Origin of the sequence: Pseudomonas sp. 22072, from assembly GCF_052046095.1 — a bacterium.
GTDB lineage: Bacteria > Pseudomonadota > Gammaproteobacteria > Pseudomonadales > Pseudomonadaceae > Aquipseudomonas > Aquipseudomonas paracarnis.
The window spans coordinates 88,584-102,977 of record NZ_JBQEQE010000001.1 but is presented as its reverse complement, the minus strand read 5'-3'; the positions used below and the strand labels follow the sequence as shown (position 1 = coordinate 102,977).

Sequence of the window (14,394 nt, the reverse complement as noted above, 5' to 3'; positions counted from 1 at the left end):
CGCGATGGCGGCGGCAGGCTCACGCAATTTTCTAATCAGAAAAAGCTCAGCCCCACGTGGAACAGCTTCTCAACATCGCGAATATGTTTTTTATCCACAAGGAACAAAATCACGTGGTCTCCGGTGGCGATCACCGTATCGTCATGGGCAATGATCACTTCTTCATCGCGAATGATCGCGCCAATGGTGGTACCGGGCGGCAGGCCGATATCGCGGATCGCCTTGCCAATCACTTTGCTGGACTTCGAGTCACCGTGGGCAATCGCCTCGATGGCTTCCGCTGCGCCACGGCGCAACGAGTGCACGCTGACAATGTCGCCACGGCGCACGTGGGCGAGCAAGGTACCGATGGTCGCCAACTGCGGGCTGATGGCAATGTCGATATCGCCGCCCTGGATCAGGTCCACATAGGCCGGGTTGTTGATGATGGTCATCACCTTCTTCGCCCCCAGCCGCTTGGCCAGCAAGGACGACATGATATTGGCTTCGTCATCGTTGGTCAGGGCCAGGAAGATATCCGCGTCGGCGATGTTCTCTTCCATCAGGAGATCACGGTCCGAGGCGCTGCCTTGCAGTACGACAGTGCTGTCGAGGGTGTCGGACAAATGCCGACACCGCGTCGGGCTCATCTCGATAATCTTCACCTGATAGCGGCTTTCGATGGCTTCGGCCAAACGCTCGCCAATCTGCCCACCGCCGGCGATGACGATGCGTTTGTAGCTCTCGTCGAGCCTGCGCATTTCGCTCATGACCGCACGAATGTTCGCCTTGGCGGCGATGAAAAACACTTCGTCGTCAGCCTCGATCACCGTGTCGCCCTGGGGCAGGATCGGCCGGTCACGGCGGAAAATCGCGGCGACGCGGGTTTCCACGTTTGGCATGTGCTCACGCAGCTGGCGCAGTTGCTGGCCCACCAACGGCCCGCCGTAGTACGCCTTTACCGCCACCAGTTGCGCCTTGCCCTCGGCGAAATCGATCACCTGCAAAGCGCCAGGAATTTCGATCAGGCGCTTGATGTAGTGGGTCACCACCTGTTCCGGGCTGATCAGTACGTCCACCGGAATGGCGTCGTTGTCGAACAACCCGGCGCGGGTCAGGTAAGCCGCTTCCCGCACCCGAGCGATCTTGGTCGGGGTATGGAACAGGGTGTGGGCGACCTGGCAGGCGACCATGTTGGTCTCGTCGCTGTTGGTCACAGCCACCAGCATGTCGGCATCGTCGGCACCGGCCTGACGCAGCACCGTCGGAAACGACGCGCGACCTTGCACCGTACGAATGTCCAGGCGGTCGCCCAGGTTGCGCAGGCGCTCGGCATCGGTGTCGACCACGGTGATGTCGTTGGCTTCACCGGCCAAATGTTCGGCCAGCGTGCCACCCACCTGCCCTGCTCCAAGGATGATGATTTTCATCCGGTCACTCCCTTAAAACCATTCAGCCGCGCGCGGCAGCGATCTTGATCAGTTTGGCGTAGTAGAAGCCATCGTGCCCGCCTTCCTGCGCGAGCAGTTGGCGACCGTGGGGCTGCTTGATACCGGCGCTAGTGGCGAGGTCCAGTTCGCGCGCGCCGCTGGTGCGGGCGAGGAAAGCTTGGATGACCTCGGTATTTTCGGTGGGCAGCGTGGAGCAGGTGGCGTAAAGCAGGATGCCGCCGACTTCCAGGGTTGGCCACAGCGCGTCGAGCAGTTCGCCTTGCAACACCGCCAGGGCGGCGATGTCGTCGGGCTGGCGGGTCAGCTTGATGTCCGGATGACGTCGGATCACGCCGGTGGCGGAGCAAGGAGCGTCCAGCAGGATGCGCTGGAATGGCTTGCCGTCCCACCAGGTGGCGGTGTCGCGGCCGTCGGCGGCGATCAGGTCGGCGTTGAGGCCCAGGCGTGCAAGGTTTTCCCGCACGCGCACCAGGCGCTTGGCCTCAAGGTCCACAGCCACCACACCGGCCAGGTCTTTTTCAACCTCAAGGATGTGACACGTCTTACCGCCTGGCGCGCAGCAGGCGTCGAGTACGCGCTGGCCTGGGGCCAAATCGAGCAGATCGGCAGCCAATTGCGCGGCCTCGTCCTGCACGCTGATCCAGCCTTCGGCAAAGCCCGGCAGGCTGCGTACATCGGCGGCGACTTCCAGCACGATACCGTCCGTGCTGTACACGCACGGGGTGGCGTTGATGGCCGCGTCGGCTAGTAATTGCAGGTATGCATCCCGGCTGTGGTGGCGACGGTTGACCCGCAGGATCATCGGCGGGTGCGCGTTGTTGGCCGCGCAGATAGCCTCCCATTGCTCGGGCCAAAAGGCCTTCAGGGATTTTTGCAGCCAGCGCGGGTGGGCGGTGCGCACCACCGGATCATGTTCCAGCTCGGCCAACAGCGTTTCGCTTTCACGCTGGGCGCGGCGCAGCACGGCATTGAGCAGGGCCTTGGCCCAGGGCTTTTTCAGCTTGTCGGCGCAACCGACGGTTTCACCGATAGCGGCGTGGGCCGGCACGCGGGTGTAGAGCAACTGGTAGAGGCCCACCAGCAACAGCGCCTCGACATCCGCGTCCGCCGCTTTGAACGGTTTTTGCAGCAGCTTGGCGGCCAACGCAGACAACCGTGGCTGCCAACGGGCGGTGCCAAAGGCCAGGTCCTGGGTAAACCCGCGGTCGCGGTCTTCAACCTTATCCAACTGCGTCGGCAGAGAACTGTTCAGCGAAGCCTTGCCATTGAGCACAGCGGCGAGAGCCTTGGCGGCGGCCAGACGTGGGTTCATTGAGTGACCACTCCAAGCGTGGTGCCCAGGGCGAATTTCTCACGACGACTGTTGAACAAATCGCTGAAGTTCAGCGCCTTGCCGCCGGGCAATTGCAGACGCGTCAGGCACAGCGCCTGTTCACCGCAAGCCACCAACAGGCCGTCTTTGCTAGCGCCGATGATCTCACCGGGAGCGCCTACGCCATCGGCCAGGGTCGCGGCCAACACTTTCAAGGCTTCGCCGTTCAGGGTGCTGTGGCAGATCGGCCATGGGTTGAAGGCACGTACCAGGCGCTCCAGCTCCACGGCTGGGCGGCTCCAGTCAATGCGCGCTTCGTCCTTGTTCAGCTTGTGGGCGTAGGTGGCCAGGCTGTCGTCTTGGATTTCACCTTGCAGGGTGCCGGCAGCCAGGCCAGCGATGGCCTGGATCACGGCGGGCGGCCCCAGCTCAGCCAGGCGGTCGTGCAGACTGCCGCCGGTGTCTTGGGCGGAGATCGGGGTGGTGACTTTGAGCAGCATCGGCCCGGTATCCAGGCCGGCTTCCATGCGCATCACGGTCACGCCGCTCTCCTGATCGCCCGCTTCAACGGCGCGCTGAATCGGCGCCGCACCACGCCAGCGTGGCAGCAGTGAAGCATGACTGTTGATGCAACCCAGGCGCGGTATATCCAGCACAGCCTGAGGCAGGATCAAACCGTAAGCCACCACCACCAGCAGGTCGGGCTTCAGCGCGGCCAGTTCGGCCTGGGCGTCGGCGTTACGCAGGGTCGGCGGCTGCAGCACAGGAATGTTGTGCTCCAGCGCCAACTGCTTGACCGGACTCGGCATCAGTTTTTGCCCGCGACCGGCCGGGCGATCCGGCTGGGTGTACACCGCGACGATGTCATAAGGGCTGGCAAGCAGCGCCTTGAGGTGTTCGGCGGCAAATTCAGGAGTGCCGGCAAAAACAATGCGCAATGGCTCGGTCATGGGAGTTCTCGGTTAAAAACAGTCACAAAAGAAAAAGGCTTGCCGCAGCAAGCCTTTGGAAGAAGGGCATCAGGCTTGCTGGCGATGCTTTTTTTCCAGCTTCTTCTTGATGCGGTCACGCTTGAGCGTGGACAGGTAATCGACAAACAGCTTGCCGTTGAGGTGGTCGCATTCATGCTGGATACACACCGCCAGCAGGCCTTCGGCAACCAGTTCGAAAGGCTTGCCGTCACGGTCCAGCGCCTTGATCTTCACGCGCAGCGGGCGTTCCACATTCTCGTAGAACTCCGGCACCGACAGGCAGCCTTCCTGGTATTCGCCCATCTCTTCGGTCAGCGGTTCGAACTCAGGGTTGATGTACACCCGAGGTTCGCTGCGATCTTCCGACAGGTCCATGACCACGACACGCAGATGCACGTTGACCTGGGTAGCGGCGAGGCCGATGCCCGGGGCTTCATACATTGTTTCAAACATGTCATCGACCAACTGACGAACCTTGTCGTCCACTACGGCCACCGGCTTGGCGATCGTGCGCAGGCGCGAGTCGGGAAATTCGAGGATGTTCAAAATAGCCATAAGCGTAATTGCTGCACATGTGAGGAAGAGACAAATCGGCGGTGGGATGGACCCATACGGCCGGTGTGAAACGCTCGGAAGCCGCGAAGGCCATGGCATTTCACGCGAACGCACATAATAAAGGAGATTCACCCCATGAGGAAATCGCTACTCGTCTTGCTGCTGTGGGCCCCGTTCGCCACGGCGTTGATTGCGCAACCCACTGAGCGCCTGGATCAGGCAGCGCAACAGGCCATCCAGCATTTTTTACTGCACAACCGTATTTTTGACTCGCCCGAGGACCTGGATAACGCGCCTTATATTATTGCGGCGCAAGGCGGGCGCGTGCTGGGTGCCAACGACGAGCGTGTGCATGCGCGCGGGCGTCTGGACCCGGCCCAGCCGAGCTACGGGATCTTTCGGCGAGGCAAGGCCTACACCGACCCCGTTACCCAGGAGTTACTCGGCATCAATGCCGACGACATCGGCACTGCGCGCTTTGTGCTTGCCGACAGCCTCACCACCCTCGCAGTGCAACGGGTGACCCAGGAAATCCGCCCAGGCGACCGCTTGTTGCGCGCCGAGCCTCCCGTTGCTTTGGCGAACCTGGAGCCGTGCAAACCTGCACCCTTGATTACAGGGCATATCATCGACATCCCCAAGGGCGTCACGCAGATTGGCGTGCTCGACGCTGTTACCCTGAACAAGGGCCGCCGCGATGGCCTGGTGGAGGGCCAACTGCTGACGGTGATCAAGGCTGGCGCCACCGTGCGAGACGCCCTCACCGGCACGCCCACGCCACTCCCGGATGAGCGAGCCGGCACCCTTCTGGTGTTTCGTACCTATGAAAAGCTCAGCTATGCCCTGGTGCTCAGTGCTTCACGGTCGCTAGCCGTGCAAGACCGTTTCGAGACGGCTGATCAAGCGCAATAAATAGCCTGCTAAATAAGTTACCAACAGAGTTATCCACAGCTTGTTCCGGTCAAGGATGATCATATGAATCCGATAAACAGTAGCGATATTTCCCCGGCAGAGCTGGAAGCCCGGCTACGCTTGCACAGGCTGCCAGAACTGGGGCCCAAGCGTTTTCACGTATTGATCGAAGCCTTTGGTTGCGCTTCCAAGGCCCTGAGTGCTCCCGCCAGCGCCTGGCATTCCCTCGGTTTGCCCGCCGTCAGTGCCGAGGCCCGACGTAGCCCCAAAGTCCGTGACGGTGCCAGTGAAGCGTTGGCCTGGCTGGGGCGCCCGGCCCAGCATTTGCTGATGTGGGACCAACCTGATTACCCGGCGTTGCTCGCGCAGATCGACGATGCGCCGCCGTTGTTATTCGTGGCGGGCGACCCCGGTATTCTGGAAAAACCACAGTTGGCCATGGTGGGAAGTCGGCGTGCCTCTCGCCCGGGCATGGACACGGCAGCGGCCTTTTCCCGTAGCCTGGCGAGCGCCGGTTTTGTCATCACCAGTGGGCTGGCGGTGGGCATTGACGGCGCGGCGCACCAGGCGGCATTGGACGTAGGCGGCCATACCATAGGCGTGCTCGGCACTGGCCTGGAAAATTTTTATCCACAGCGCCATCGCAGGCTCGCCGCGGCGATGATTGCCCAAGGCAGCGCCGTGGTTTCCGAGTTTCCGCTGGATGCAGCGCCCCAGGCCGGTAATTTCCCAAGGCGCAACCGGATTATCAGCGGGCTGTCGTTAGGCGTGCTGGTGGTGGAGGCCAGTATGGCCAGCGGCTCGCTGATCACCGCACGCCTGGCGGCGGAGCAAGGGCGCGAGGTGTACGCGATTCCGGGTTCCATCCACCACCCCGCCGCCAAGGGCTGTCATCAACTGATTCGTGATGGCGCGGTGCTTGTGGAAACCATCGAGCACATTCTTGAAAGCCTGCGCGGTTGGCAGCGGTTGTCCCATGCTGCGCCGGTGCCCGTGATCCATCCGTTGGTGGCGCTGCTGCACGCGGCACCGCATAGCAGCGAAGCCTTGGCGATTGCCAGCGGTCGGCCGTTGTCCCAAGTACTGGCCACCCTGACAGAGCTGGAGTTGGAGGGCCAGGTGATTTGCGAAAGCGGGCGCTGGCTGGCGCGGTGCCCGCTTTTGTAGTGGCCCGTTTTTGGCGCTAGGTTTTGTAACGAAGATCGGTAAACTGCCCAGAGCTTTAGTCCGGAGAGTAAACAATGGTCAACAGGTGGCGTGTGCTGGAAGCCGCACGGGAAATTCGCGCAGGCGCAGTGATCGCCTATCCGACCGAAGCGGTTTGGGGCCTGGGCTGCGACCCGTGGAACGAAGAAGCAGTGGATCGACTGTTGGCGATCAAGAACCGCTCGGTCGACAAAGGCCTGATCCTGGTGGCGGATAATATTCGTCAGTTCGACTTTCTGTTTGAAGATTTCCCGCAAACGTGGATCGAACGCATGGCCAGCACTTGGCCAGGGCCGAATACCTGGCTGGTGCCCCATCAAGACTTGCTGCCTGAATGGGTCACGGGTGTGCATGACACCGTAGCGCTGCGGGTCAGTGATCATCCGTTGGTGAGAGATTTGTGCGCCCAGGTCGGCCCGTTGATTTCCACCTCGGCCAACCCTCAGGGCCGCCCGGCGGCCCGCACGCGGCTTCGCGTAGAGCAGTATTTTCGCGGGCAAGTGGACTTGGTGTTGGGCGGCGCCCTGGGGGGGCGCAAGAACCCGAGTCTGATTCGGGACCTGGTGACGGGTGATGTGGTGCGCCCCTCGTAAGGTGCAGCTCGTTCCCACGCTCTGCGTGGGAACGCCGCATTGGACGCTCTGCGTCCGCTTGTGACGCAGAGCGTCACGGTATGCATTCTTACGCAGAGCGTGGGAACGATCTTAAGGCAGCAGAATGGTTGAGCCAGTCGTGCGCCGCGCCGACAACTCCGTCTGCGCTTTGGCCGCCTCCGCCAGCGGGTAGCGCTGGTTGATATCAATGCGCACCTTGCCGCTCTTGATCATCGAAAACAGATCGTCCGCCATCGCCTGCAAGTTTGCCGCACTGTTGGCGTAGGTCGCCAACGTTGGCCGGGTTACGTACAGCGAGCCCTTCGCCGACAGATTCCCCAGGTTCACCCCATCCACCGCACCCGACGCGTTGCCGAAGCTCACCACCAAACCCCGCGGCGCCACGCTGTCCAGTGAGGTCAGCCAGGTGTCCTTACCGACGCCGTCGTACACCACCGGGCACTTCTTGCCGTCAGTCAATTCCAGTACGCGTTGTGCGACATCTTCCTTGCTGTAGTCGATGGTTTCCCAGGCGCCGAGCGATTTGGCCAGGGCGGCTTTTTCCGGGGAGCTGACCGTGCCGATCAACTTCACCCCCAGGGCCTTGGCCCATTGGCAGGCCAGGGAACCCACGCCACCCGCAGCGGCGTGGAACAAAATGGTTTCACCGCCTTTGAGCTCATAGGTCTGGCGCAACAGGTATTGCACGGTCAGGCCTTTGAGCATGGCGCCGGCGGCCTGTTCGAAGCTGATCTCATCCGGCAGGTGCACCAGGTTGGCCGCAGGCAACACATGCAGCTCGCTGTAGGCACCCAGCGGGCCGCTGCCGTAGGCCACGCGGTCGCCAACTTTGAATTGGCTGACTTCACTGCCCACCGCGTCCACCACGCCAGCGCCTTCCGCACCAAGGCCCGATGGCAGCGCGGGCGGCGCGTAGAGGCCACTGCGGAAGTAGGTGTCGATGAAGTTCAGGCCGATGGCCTCGTTGCGCACCCGAACCTGCTGTGGGCCAGGCTCCGCTGGCGTGTAGTCCACATATTCAAGTACTTCGGGGCCGCCATGGGCGCTGAACTGGATACGTTTGGCCATCTGCACTTCTCCTTGGGTTCGAATCTGCGTAGCCCCCTATCGGACTCCTAAGCTTGATCCTCGTCAACTGCTGCGCACCTAAGTGCAGTGGCATGTAGGCGCAGTGGTATCCTGTGCGCCCATTTGCCGCCGACGCCCCATGGGCCTCGCGTAGCTTTGCCCGATTCAAGGTGATGCCATGACTACCCGCACCGAGGCCGTTAAAGCCTACCTGCTTGACCTGCAAGACCGCATTTGCAGCGCCCTGGAAACCTTCGAGACGGACACTCGCTTTATCGAAGACGCCTGGACCCGGCCAGCCGGCGGTGGCGGTCGTACCCGTGTGATGGAAAACGGTTCGGTGATCGAAAAAGGCGGTGTCAACTTTTCCCACGTGTTTGGCAGCGGTCTGCCACCGTCTGCCAGTGCCCATCGCCCTGAACTGGCGGGCCGTGGCTTTGAGGCCCTGGGTGTGTCGCTGGTGATCCATCCGCATAACCCGCATGTACCGACTTCCCACGCCAATGTGCGGTTTTTCATCGCTGAAAAAGAAGGCGAAGAACCGGTGTGGTGGTTCGGTGGTGGCTTCGATCTCACCCCGTATTACGGCAATGAAGAAGACTGCATTCATTGGCACCGCGTGGCCGAGAAGGCCTGTGCACCGTTTGGCCCGGACGTGTACTCACGCTACAAGGCCTGGTGTGACACCTACTTCCACATCAAGCACCGCAACGAGCCCCGTGGCATCGGTGGCCTGTTCTTCGATGACTTGAACGAGTGGGGCTTTGACACCTGCTTCGCCTTCATCCGCGCCATCGGCGATGCCTACATCGATGCCTACCTGCCGATTGTGCAGCGTCGCAAGGCCATGGCGTACACCGAGCAACAACGCCAGTTCCAGGAGTTCCGCCGGGGCCGCTACGTTGAGTTCAACCTGGTCTATGACCGTGGCACCCTGTTCGGCCTGCAATCGGGCGGGCGTACGGAGTCGATCCTGATGTCGCTGCCACCTCAGGTACGCTGGAGCTACGACTGGAAGGCCGAAGCCGGCAGCGAGGAGGCGCGCCTCACCGACTACTTCCTGCAAGACCGTGACTGGCTCGGCGTTGCCGCGCCCAAGGCGGCGGTGTGATGGACCGTTATGTCGTGTTCGGTAACCCCATCGGCCATAGCAAATCGCCGCTGATTCATCGTCTGTTCGCTGCCCAGACCGGCGAACAACTGGACTACAGCACGATGCTCGCGCCGTTGGAGGACTTCACCGCCTGTGCCCGTGAGTTCTTCCAACACGGCCGTGGCGCCAACGTGACCGTGCCGTTCAAGGAAGAGGCCTATCGCCTCGCCAATACCCTGACCGAACGTGCCCAGCGCGCCGGCGCCGTAAACACTTTGAGCAAATTGGCTGACGGCACGTTGTTGGGCGACAACACCGACGGCGCGGGACTGGTGCGCGACTTGACGGTCAATGCCGGGCTGAGCCTGCAAGGCAAACGCATCCTGTTGTTGGGCGCCGGTGGCGCGGTACGCGGTGCGCTGGAGCCGTTGCTGGCGCAGCAACCCTCGTCGTTGATCATCGCCAACCGCACCGTGGAAAAGGCCGAGCGACTGGCTGAGCTGTTCGATGACCTGGGCCCGGTGTCTGCCAGTGGTTTCGACTGGTTGCGTGAGCCGGTGGATGTGATCATCAATGCCACGTCGGCCAGCCTGTCAGGCGATGTACCGCCGATTGCCGGCAGCCTGATCGAGCCGGGCAAGACCTTCTGCTACGACATGATGTACGCCAAGGAACCCACCGCATTCTGCCGCTGGGCGAGCGAGCAAGGCGCGGCGGTGGCGATGGATGGCCTGGGCATGCTGGTGGAACAAGCGGCGGAAGCCTTCTTGCTGTGGCGCGGTGTGCGTCCGGATTCGGCGCCCGTACTGGCCGAACTGCGCCGGCAATTGGCCTGATCCCACACGCTGATGTGGGCACACTTAATGTGTGAGCTGGCTTGCCTGCGATAGCAATAGGTCAGTTACCCATGTGCTGGCTGATCCACCGCTATCGCAGGCAAGCCAGCTCCCACAGTTGATCGGGTTTAATCTTCGAAATGGAGGGGGCAGTTATCCGGCCCCTCCAGCTTCATCAATTCCTCGACCACCTGCGGCCTGGCTCCACGCAACGTCAAGCTACGGCCCAACCCCGCCAACCGCCGCGCCTCCTGGTGCAGCATCTCCACCCCGGAATAGTCGATAAAGTTTATCTGCTGCGCCTCGATCACCACCCGCTCACCCTGCAGACGTTGCAGGCGCACTTGCAGGTAATGGCTGGCGCCAAAAAAGATCGAGCCGCCCACCCGCAACACATCCGCTTCACCGTCGCGCCAGTGTTGCACCCGTGGCTGCGAGGTGCGCTTGAGGTAGAAAAACAGCGACGCCAGTACCCCGGCATAGATCGCCGTTTGCAGCTCCAACAACAAGGTGGCGACACAGGTCAGGCTCATCACCACAAATTCGGCGCGGCTGACCCGGAACAGCGCACGAATGCCGCGGTGGTCCACCAGGCCCCAGCAGATCAGCAGGATACTCGCCGCCATGCTCGGGATCGGAATATGCGCAATCAACGCTGCGCCAAATAACGCGAATAACGCCACCCACAGGGCCGAAAACACCCCCGCCAATGGCGAACAGGCACCCGCCTCATAACTGAGGCCCGAGCGGGTGAACGATCCGGCTGACAGGTAGCCGGAAAAAAATCCGCCCACGATGTTGGATAAACCCTGGGCGCGTACTTCCTGGTTGGCGTCGAGCAGTTGTTGCGAGCGGGCGGACAGCGAACGGGCAATCGACAGGCTGGTCACCAACCCCAACATCCCCACCGCCACGGCACTGGGCAGCAGGCGCAGCACCAGATCCAGATCCATCGGCAACGGGCTGAACGGCGGCAGTTTGCCAATAAACGAACTGACCCGTGCCACATGCCCGAACATCGCCGGCCACAGCCATGCCGCCACGCTGCCCGACACCAAGGCGATCAACAGTGTCGGCCAGCGTGGCATCAGGTACTTGAGCAGCATACCTGTCAGCAACGTCCCCAGCCCCAGGGCCAGGGACGCGTGGTCCCACTCGCCACGATGGTCGATCAGCGCCAGCAGGCCATTGATAGCCGTGGCCTGGCTCGGTAAATCCAAGCCGAGCAGGTTGGGCAGTTGCCCCAAGGCGATCACTACGGCGGCGCCCAGGGTGAATCCCAGCACCACCGAATGGGAGACAAAGTTCACCAACGCGCCGAAGCGCAGCAGGCCGAGCAACCACTGGAATACACCGGCAAGGAAGGTCAGCAACAGGATGAGGGTGATGTAGTCCTGGGAGCCTGGCACGGCCAATGGGCTGATGCTGGCGTAAAGCACAATGGAGATGGCGGCCGTTGGCCCGCAGATCAGGTGCCAGGATGAGCCCCACAGGCAAGCGATCAATACCGGGATGATGGCGGCGTAGAGCCCGTATTCGGGTGGGAGACCGGCGATCAGTGCGTAGGCAATCGACTGCGGCAGCGCAAGCACCGCGCCGCTGAGGCCGACGATGGCATCCCGGCCGACGCTGGCGCGGGTTTGGCGCGGCAGCCAGCGCAGGAAGGGCAAAAGTGTATGGCGGTTGGGCCGGGGCATCGCAGGCTCGGGTAAAGGGTTTTGGCAAGAGTATCAATGCATGGGTACTTGTGGGAGCTGGCTTGCCTGCGATGCTGGCGCCTCGGTGTGACAGGCATACCGGGGTGATGCTATCGCAGGCAAGCCAGCTCCCACAGGGTCAGCGGCAAGCGTCAGAGTGATCGTTCCCACGCTCTGCGTGGGAATGCTGCTCGGGACGCTCTGAGTCCGATTTTAACGTCAGAGCTTGGCTTTTACCGCTGGCAACGCCTCCTGGCCATCCAGGGTTTTCACGCCCTCCAACCATTGGTCCAACACTGCCGGGTTGGCCTTGATCCACGCCTTCGCCGCCTGCGCATTGCTGACCTTGTTGTTGGCCACGTCAGCCATGATGCTGTTCTCCATGGCCTGGGTAAAACTCAGGTTGGTCAGCAGTTTGCCGACATTGGGGCACGCTTGTGCGTAACCCTTGCGAGTCAAGGTATAGACGCTGCCGGTGGCACCAAAGTACTGCTCGCCGCCCTTGAGGTAGCGCATTTTCAGTTGCACGTTCATCGGGTGCGGGGTCCAGCCGAGAAAGGTGATAAAACGCTGTTTTTTCACCGCTCGCGAGACCTCTGCGAGCATCGCCTGTTCGCTGGACTCGATCAGCTTCCACTGCCCAAGGTCGAAATCATTCTTCTTGATGATCTCCTGCAGCGAGATATTGGCTGGCGCGCCGGAGCCAATGCCGTAGATCTTCTTGTCGAACTTGTCGGCAAATTTATTCAGGTCGGCAAAGTCATGCACCCCGGCGTACCACACATAGTCCGGCACGGCGAGGGTGAACTCGGTGCCCTCCAGGTTCTTCGCCAGTTGCACCACATCGCCGTTGGCCACGAACTTGTCGTAGAAGCCTTGCTGCGCCGGCATCCAGTTGCCGAGGAAGACATCCACCTGGCCGTCCTTGAGCCCGCCGAAGGTAATCGGCACCGCCAGGGTGTCGACCTTGGGTTGATAGCCCATGCCCGTCAGCAAGAAACTGGTGATAGCGTTGGTGGCGGCAATATCGCTCCAGCCTGGGTCGGCCATCTTTACCGTTTCGCAGCGAGTGTCTGCGTACACCTGGGCGCTGCTGAGCATCACCAAACTCAGTACCACGTTCAACTTTTGCATGGCCTTCCCTCTGTCTACTTATTGGTTTTGGCAGGGTTGTGGAAAACGTGCTTTGCGCTCCAGGTCATCAAGGTCGATATGGTTGCGCATGTACTGCTGACTGGCGTCTACCAGTGGCTGGTGATCCCAGCTCTTGAGCTTGCCATGGGTTAGCGCTTCAAACACCAGTCGGCGACGGCGTTGGCTGGCGAGCACCTGTTGATGGATCGCCGGGATGTCCCATTTAGCCCGCGCTTCACGCAAGAACGCCTCGAACAATGGCCGATGTTCAGCTGACTGGCTGAGGTTTTCCTGCTCGCTCGGGTCGTTGTGCACATCGAACAATAGGCAAGGATCGTCCTCGCTGTAGATGAATTTGTAGGCGCCCCGGCGAATCATCATCAATGGGCTGACGGTGCCTTCGGCCATGTATTCGCCAAACACTTCGTCATGCCCGCCCTGCCCCTGCAAGTGCGGGACCAGTGAGCGGCCGTCCAGCGGCAAGTGCGGGTCCAGTTCCCCGCCGGCCAATTCCACCAGGGTCGGCAACAAGTCGGCGGTCGACACGGCCTGGGTGACGCGGCCAGCGGCGAACTGCCCCGGCGCACTGATCAGCAGCGGCACGCGGGCGGCCATTTCAAACCAGTGCATTTTGTACCAGAGGCCGCGCTCGCCAAGCATGTCGCCGTGGTCGCCAGAGAAAATGATCAGGGTGTCGTCGGCCAGGCCGGTGTCTTCCAGGGTCTGCAGCAGCTTGCCGACGTTGCTGTCGATGTAGCTGCAGGCACCGAAGTAGGCGCGGCGCGCGTCGCGGATCTTATCCACAGGCAGCGGTTTGTCCCACAAGTCATAAACCTTGAGCAGCCGCTGGGAATGCGGGTCGAGGTCGGCCTGGGGCGGCGTCGCGGGCATTGGGATGTCGGTGTCTGCGTACAAGTCCCAGAACGGCTTGGGAATGGTGTAAGGGTCGTGGGGATGGGTCATCGACACCGTCAGGCAAAATGGCTGGTCACCTTCCTCACGGATATGGTCGAACAGATATTGCTGGGCCTTGAACACCACCTCTTCGTCGAAATCCAGCTGGTTGGTGCGCACGCACGGTCCGGCTTGCAGCACCGAGGACATGTTGTGATACCAGGTAGGTCGTACGTCTGGCTCATCCCAGTTCACTGCCCAGCCGTAGTCGGCGGGATAGATGTCGCTGGTCAGGCGCTCCTCATAGCCGTGTAACTGGTCGGGGCCGCAGAAGTGCATCTTGCCCGACAGTGCGGTGCGGTAGCCCTGGCGGCGCAAGTAGTGGGCATAGGTCGGCACATCGGCGGGGAAATCGGCGGCGTTGTCGTAGGCGCCGATCTTGCTCGGCAACTGGCCGCTGACCAAGGTGAAGCGCGACGGTGCGCACAGCGGGCTGTTGCAATAGGCGGCGTCGAACACCACGCCTTGTGCCGCCAGGCGGCTGAGGTTGGGCAGCTTGATCGGGGAAGGCCCGTAGAACGGCAGCATCGGCGCGGCCATCTGATCGGCCATGATGAAAAGAATGTTCTTGCGCTTCATGGTTTCTCGGCATTCCATAGGCAGTGTTTATGC

At 61.7% G+C, this 14,394-nt stretch carries 13 protein-coding genes; 5 read left to right on the top strand and 8 right to left on the bottom strand.

All coding sequences use genetic code 11. The features are described 5' to 3' along the window. Window positions 1-35 precede the first annotated feature (35 nt). The 4 genes from trkA to def all read right to left on the bottom strand — a co-directional run bounded on the left by trkA (window position 36) and on the right by def (window position 4,268). Window positions 36-1,409 (bottom strand): Trk system potassium transporter TrkA, encoded by a 1,374-nt coding sequence (trkA, locus tag ACTJLA_RS00500; RefSeq protein ID WP_014716287.1) that lies wholly within the window; start codon window positions 1,407-1,409, stop codon window positions 36-38. Between the two features lie 22 nt (window positions 1,410-1,431). After that, the gene (rsmB, locus tag ACTJLA_RS00495; protein WP_072445687.1) at window positions 1,432-2,742 is read right to left on the bottom strand and encodes a 16S rRNA (cytosine(967)-C(5))-methyltransferase RsmB; all 1,311 of its coding nucleotides are present in this window, start codon (window positions 2,740-2,742) and stop codon (window positions 1,432-1,434) included. Next, window positions 2,739-3,692, bottom strand: a complete 954-nt coding sequence (gene fmt / locus ACTJLA_RS00490) for a methionyl-tRNA formyltransferase (RefSeq protein ID WP_034129194.1) — start codon at window positions 3,690-3,692, stop codon at window positions 2,739-2,741. Before fmt ends, rsmB begins: the two co-directional genes overlap by 4 nt. Before the next feature lie 69 nt (window positions 3,693-3,761). Then, window positions 3,762-4,268 (bottom strand): peptide deformylase, encoded by a 507-nt coding sequence (def, locus tag ACTJLA_RS00485; protein ID WP_020301426.1) that lies wholly within the window; start codon window positions 4,266-4,268, stop codon window positions 3,762-3,764. Between the two features lie 135 nt (window positions 4,269-4,403). Between def and ACTJLA_RS00480 the strand changes: the two genes are divergently transcribed. From ACTJLA_RS00480 to ACTJLA_RS00470, 3 genes are all read left to right on the top strand, one after another. Continuing rightward, entirely contained in the window at window positions 4,404-5,180 is a 777-nt protein-coding gene (locus ACTJLA_RS00480) for a hypothetical protein (RefSeq protein ID WP_034129195.1), read from the top strand. A gap of 63 nt (window positions 5,181-5,243) precedes the next feature. After that, complete coding sequence (dprA, locus tag ACTJLA_RS00475; protein WP_034129196.1) at window positions 5,244-6,347, top strand: DNA-processing protein DprA; 1,104 nt, start codon at window positions 5,244-5,246, stop codon at window positions 6,345-6,347. A gap of 74 nt (window positions 6,348-6,421) precedes the next feature. Beyond that, window positions 6,422-6,979 carry an L-threonylcarbamoyladenylate synthase gene (locus ACTJLA_RS00470; protein WP_034129197.1) on the top strand — a complete coding sequence of 186 codons (558 nt, stop codon included), beginning with the start codon at window positions 6,422-6,424 and terminating at the stop codon, window positions 6,977-6,979. 111 nt (window positions 6,980-7,090) lie between these two features. On the opposite strand, the gene ACTJLA_RS00465 is transcribed toward ACTJLA_RS00470, so the two are convergent. After that, window positions 7,091-8,068 carry a quinone oxidoreductase family protein gene (locus tag ACTJLA_RS00465; protein ID WP_089041571.1) on the bottom strand — a complete coding sequence of 326 codons (978 nt, stop codon included), beginning with the start codon at window positions 8,066-8,068 and terminating at the stop codon, window positions 7,091-7,093. 178 nt (window positions 8,069-8,246) lie between these two features. Between ACTJLA_RS00465 and hemF the strand changes: the two genes are divergently transcribed. Next, window positions 8,247-9,179, top strand: coding sequence for an oxygen-dependent coproporphyrinogen oxidase (gene hemF / locus ACTJLA_RS00460; protein WP_054898863.1), 933 nt, complete (start codon window positions 8,247-8,249; stop codon window positions 9,177-9,179). Then, the gene (gene aroE, locus ACTJLA_RS00455; protein ID WP_034129199.1) at window positions 9,179-9,997 is read left to right on the top strand and encodes a shikimate dehydrogenase; all 819 of its coding nucleotides are present in this window, start codon (window positions 9,179-9,181) and stop codon (window positions 9,995-9,997) included. Before hemF ends, aroE begins: the two co-directional genes overlap by 1 nt. Window positions 9,998-10,125: 128 nt before the next feature. Here the strand turns inward: aroE and ACTJLA_RS00450 are convergent, their stop codons facing one another. The 3 genes from ACTJLA_RS00450 to betC all read right to left on the bottom strand — a co-directional run bounded on the left by ACTJLA_RS00450 (window position 10,126) and on the right by betC (window position 14,361). After that, window positions 10,126-11,694, bottom strand: coding sequence for a SulP family inorganic anion transporter (locus tag ACTJLA_RS00450; RefSeq protein ID WP_060763856.1), 1,569 nt, complete (start codon window positions 11,692-11,694; stop codon window positions 10,126-10,128). Between the two features lie 219 nt (window positions 11,695-11,913). Further along, the gene (gene choX, locus ACTJLA_RS00445; protein WP_314547332.1) at window positions 11,914-12,828 is read right to left on the bottom strand and encodes a choline ABC transporter substrate-binding protein; all 915 of its coding nucleotides are present in this window, start codon (window positions 12,826-12,828) and stop codon (window positions 11,914-11,916) included. Window positions 12,829-12,846: 18 nt separating this feature from the next. Continuing rightward, the gene (gene betC, locus ACTJLA_RS00440) at window positions 12,847-14,361 is read right to left on the bottom strand and encodes a choline-sulfatase (RefSeq protein WP_236279906.1); all 1,515 of its coding nucleotides are present in this window, start codon (window positions 14,359-14,361) and stop codon (window positions 12,847-12,849) included. Window positions 14,362-14,394: the final 33 nt, after the last annotated feature.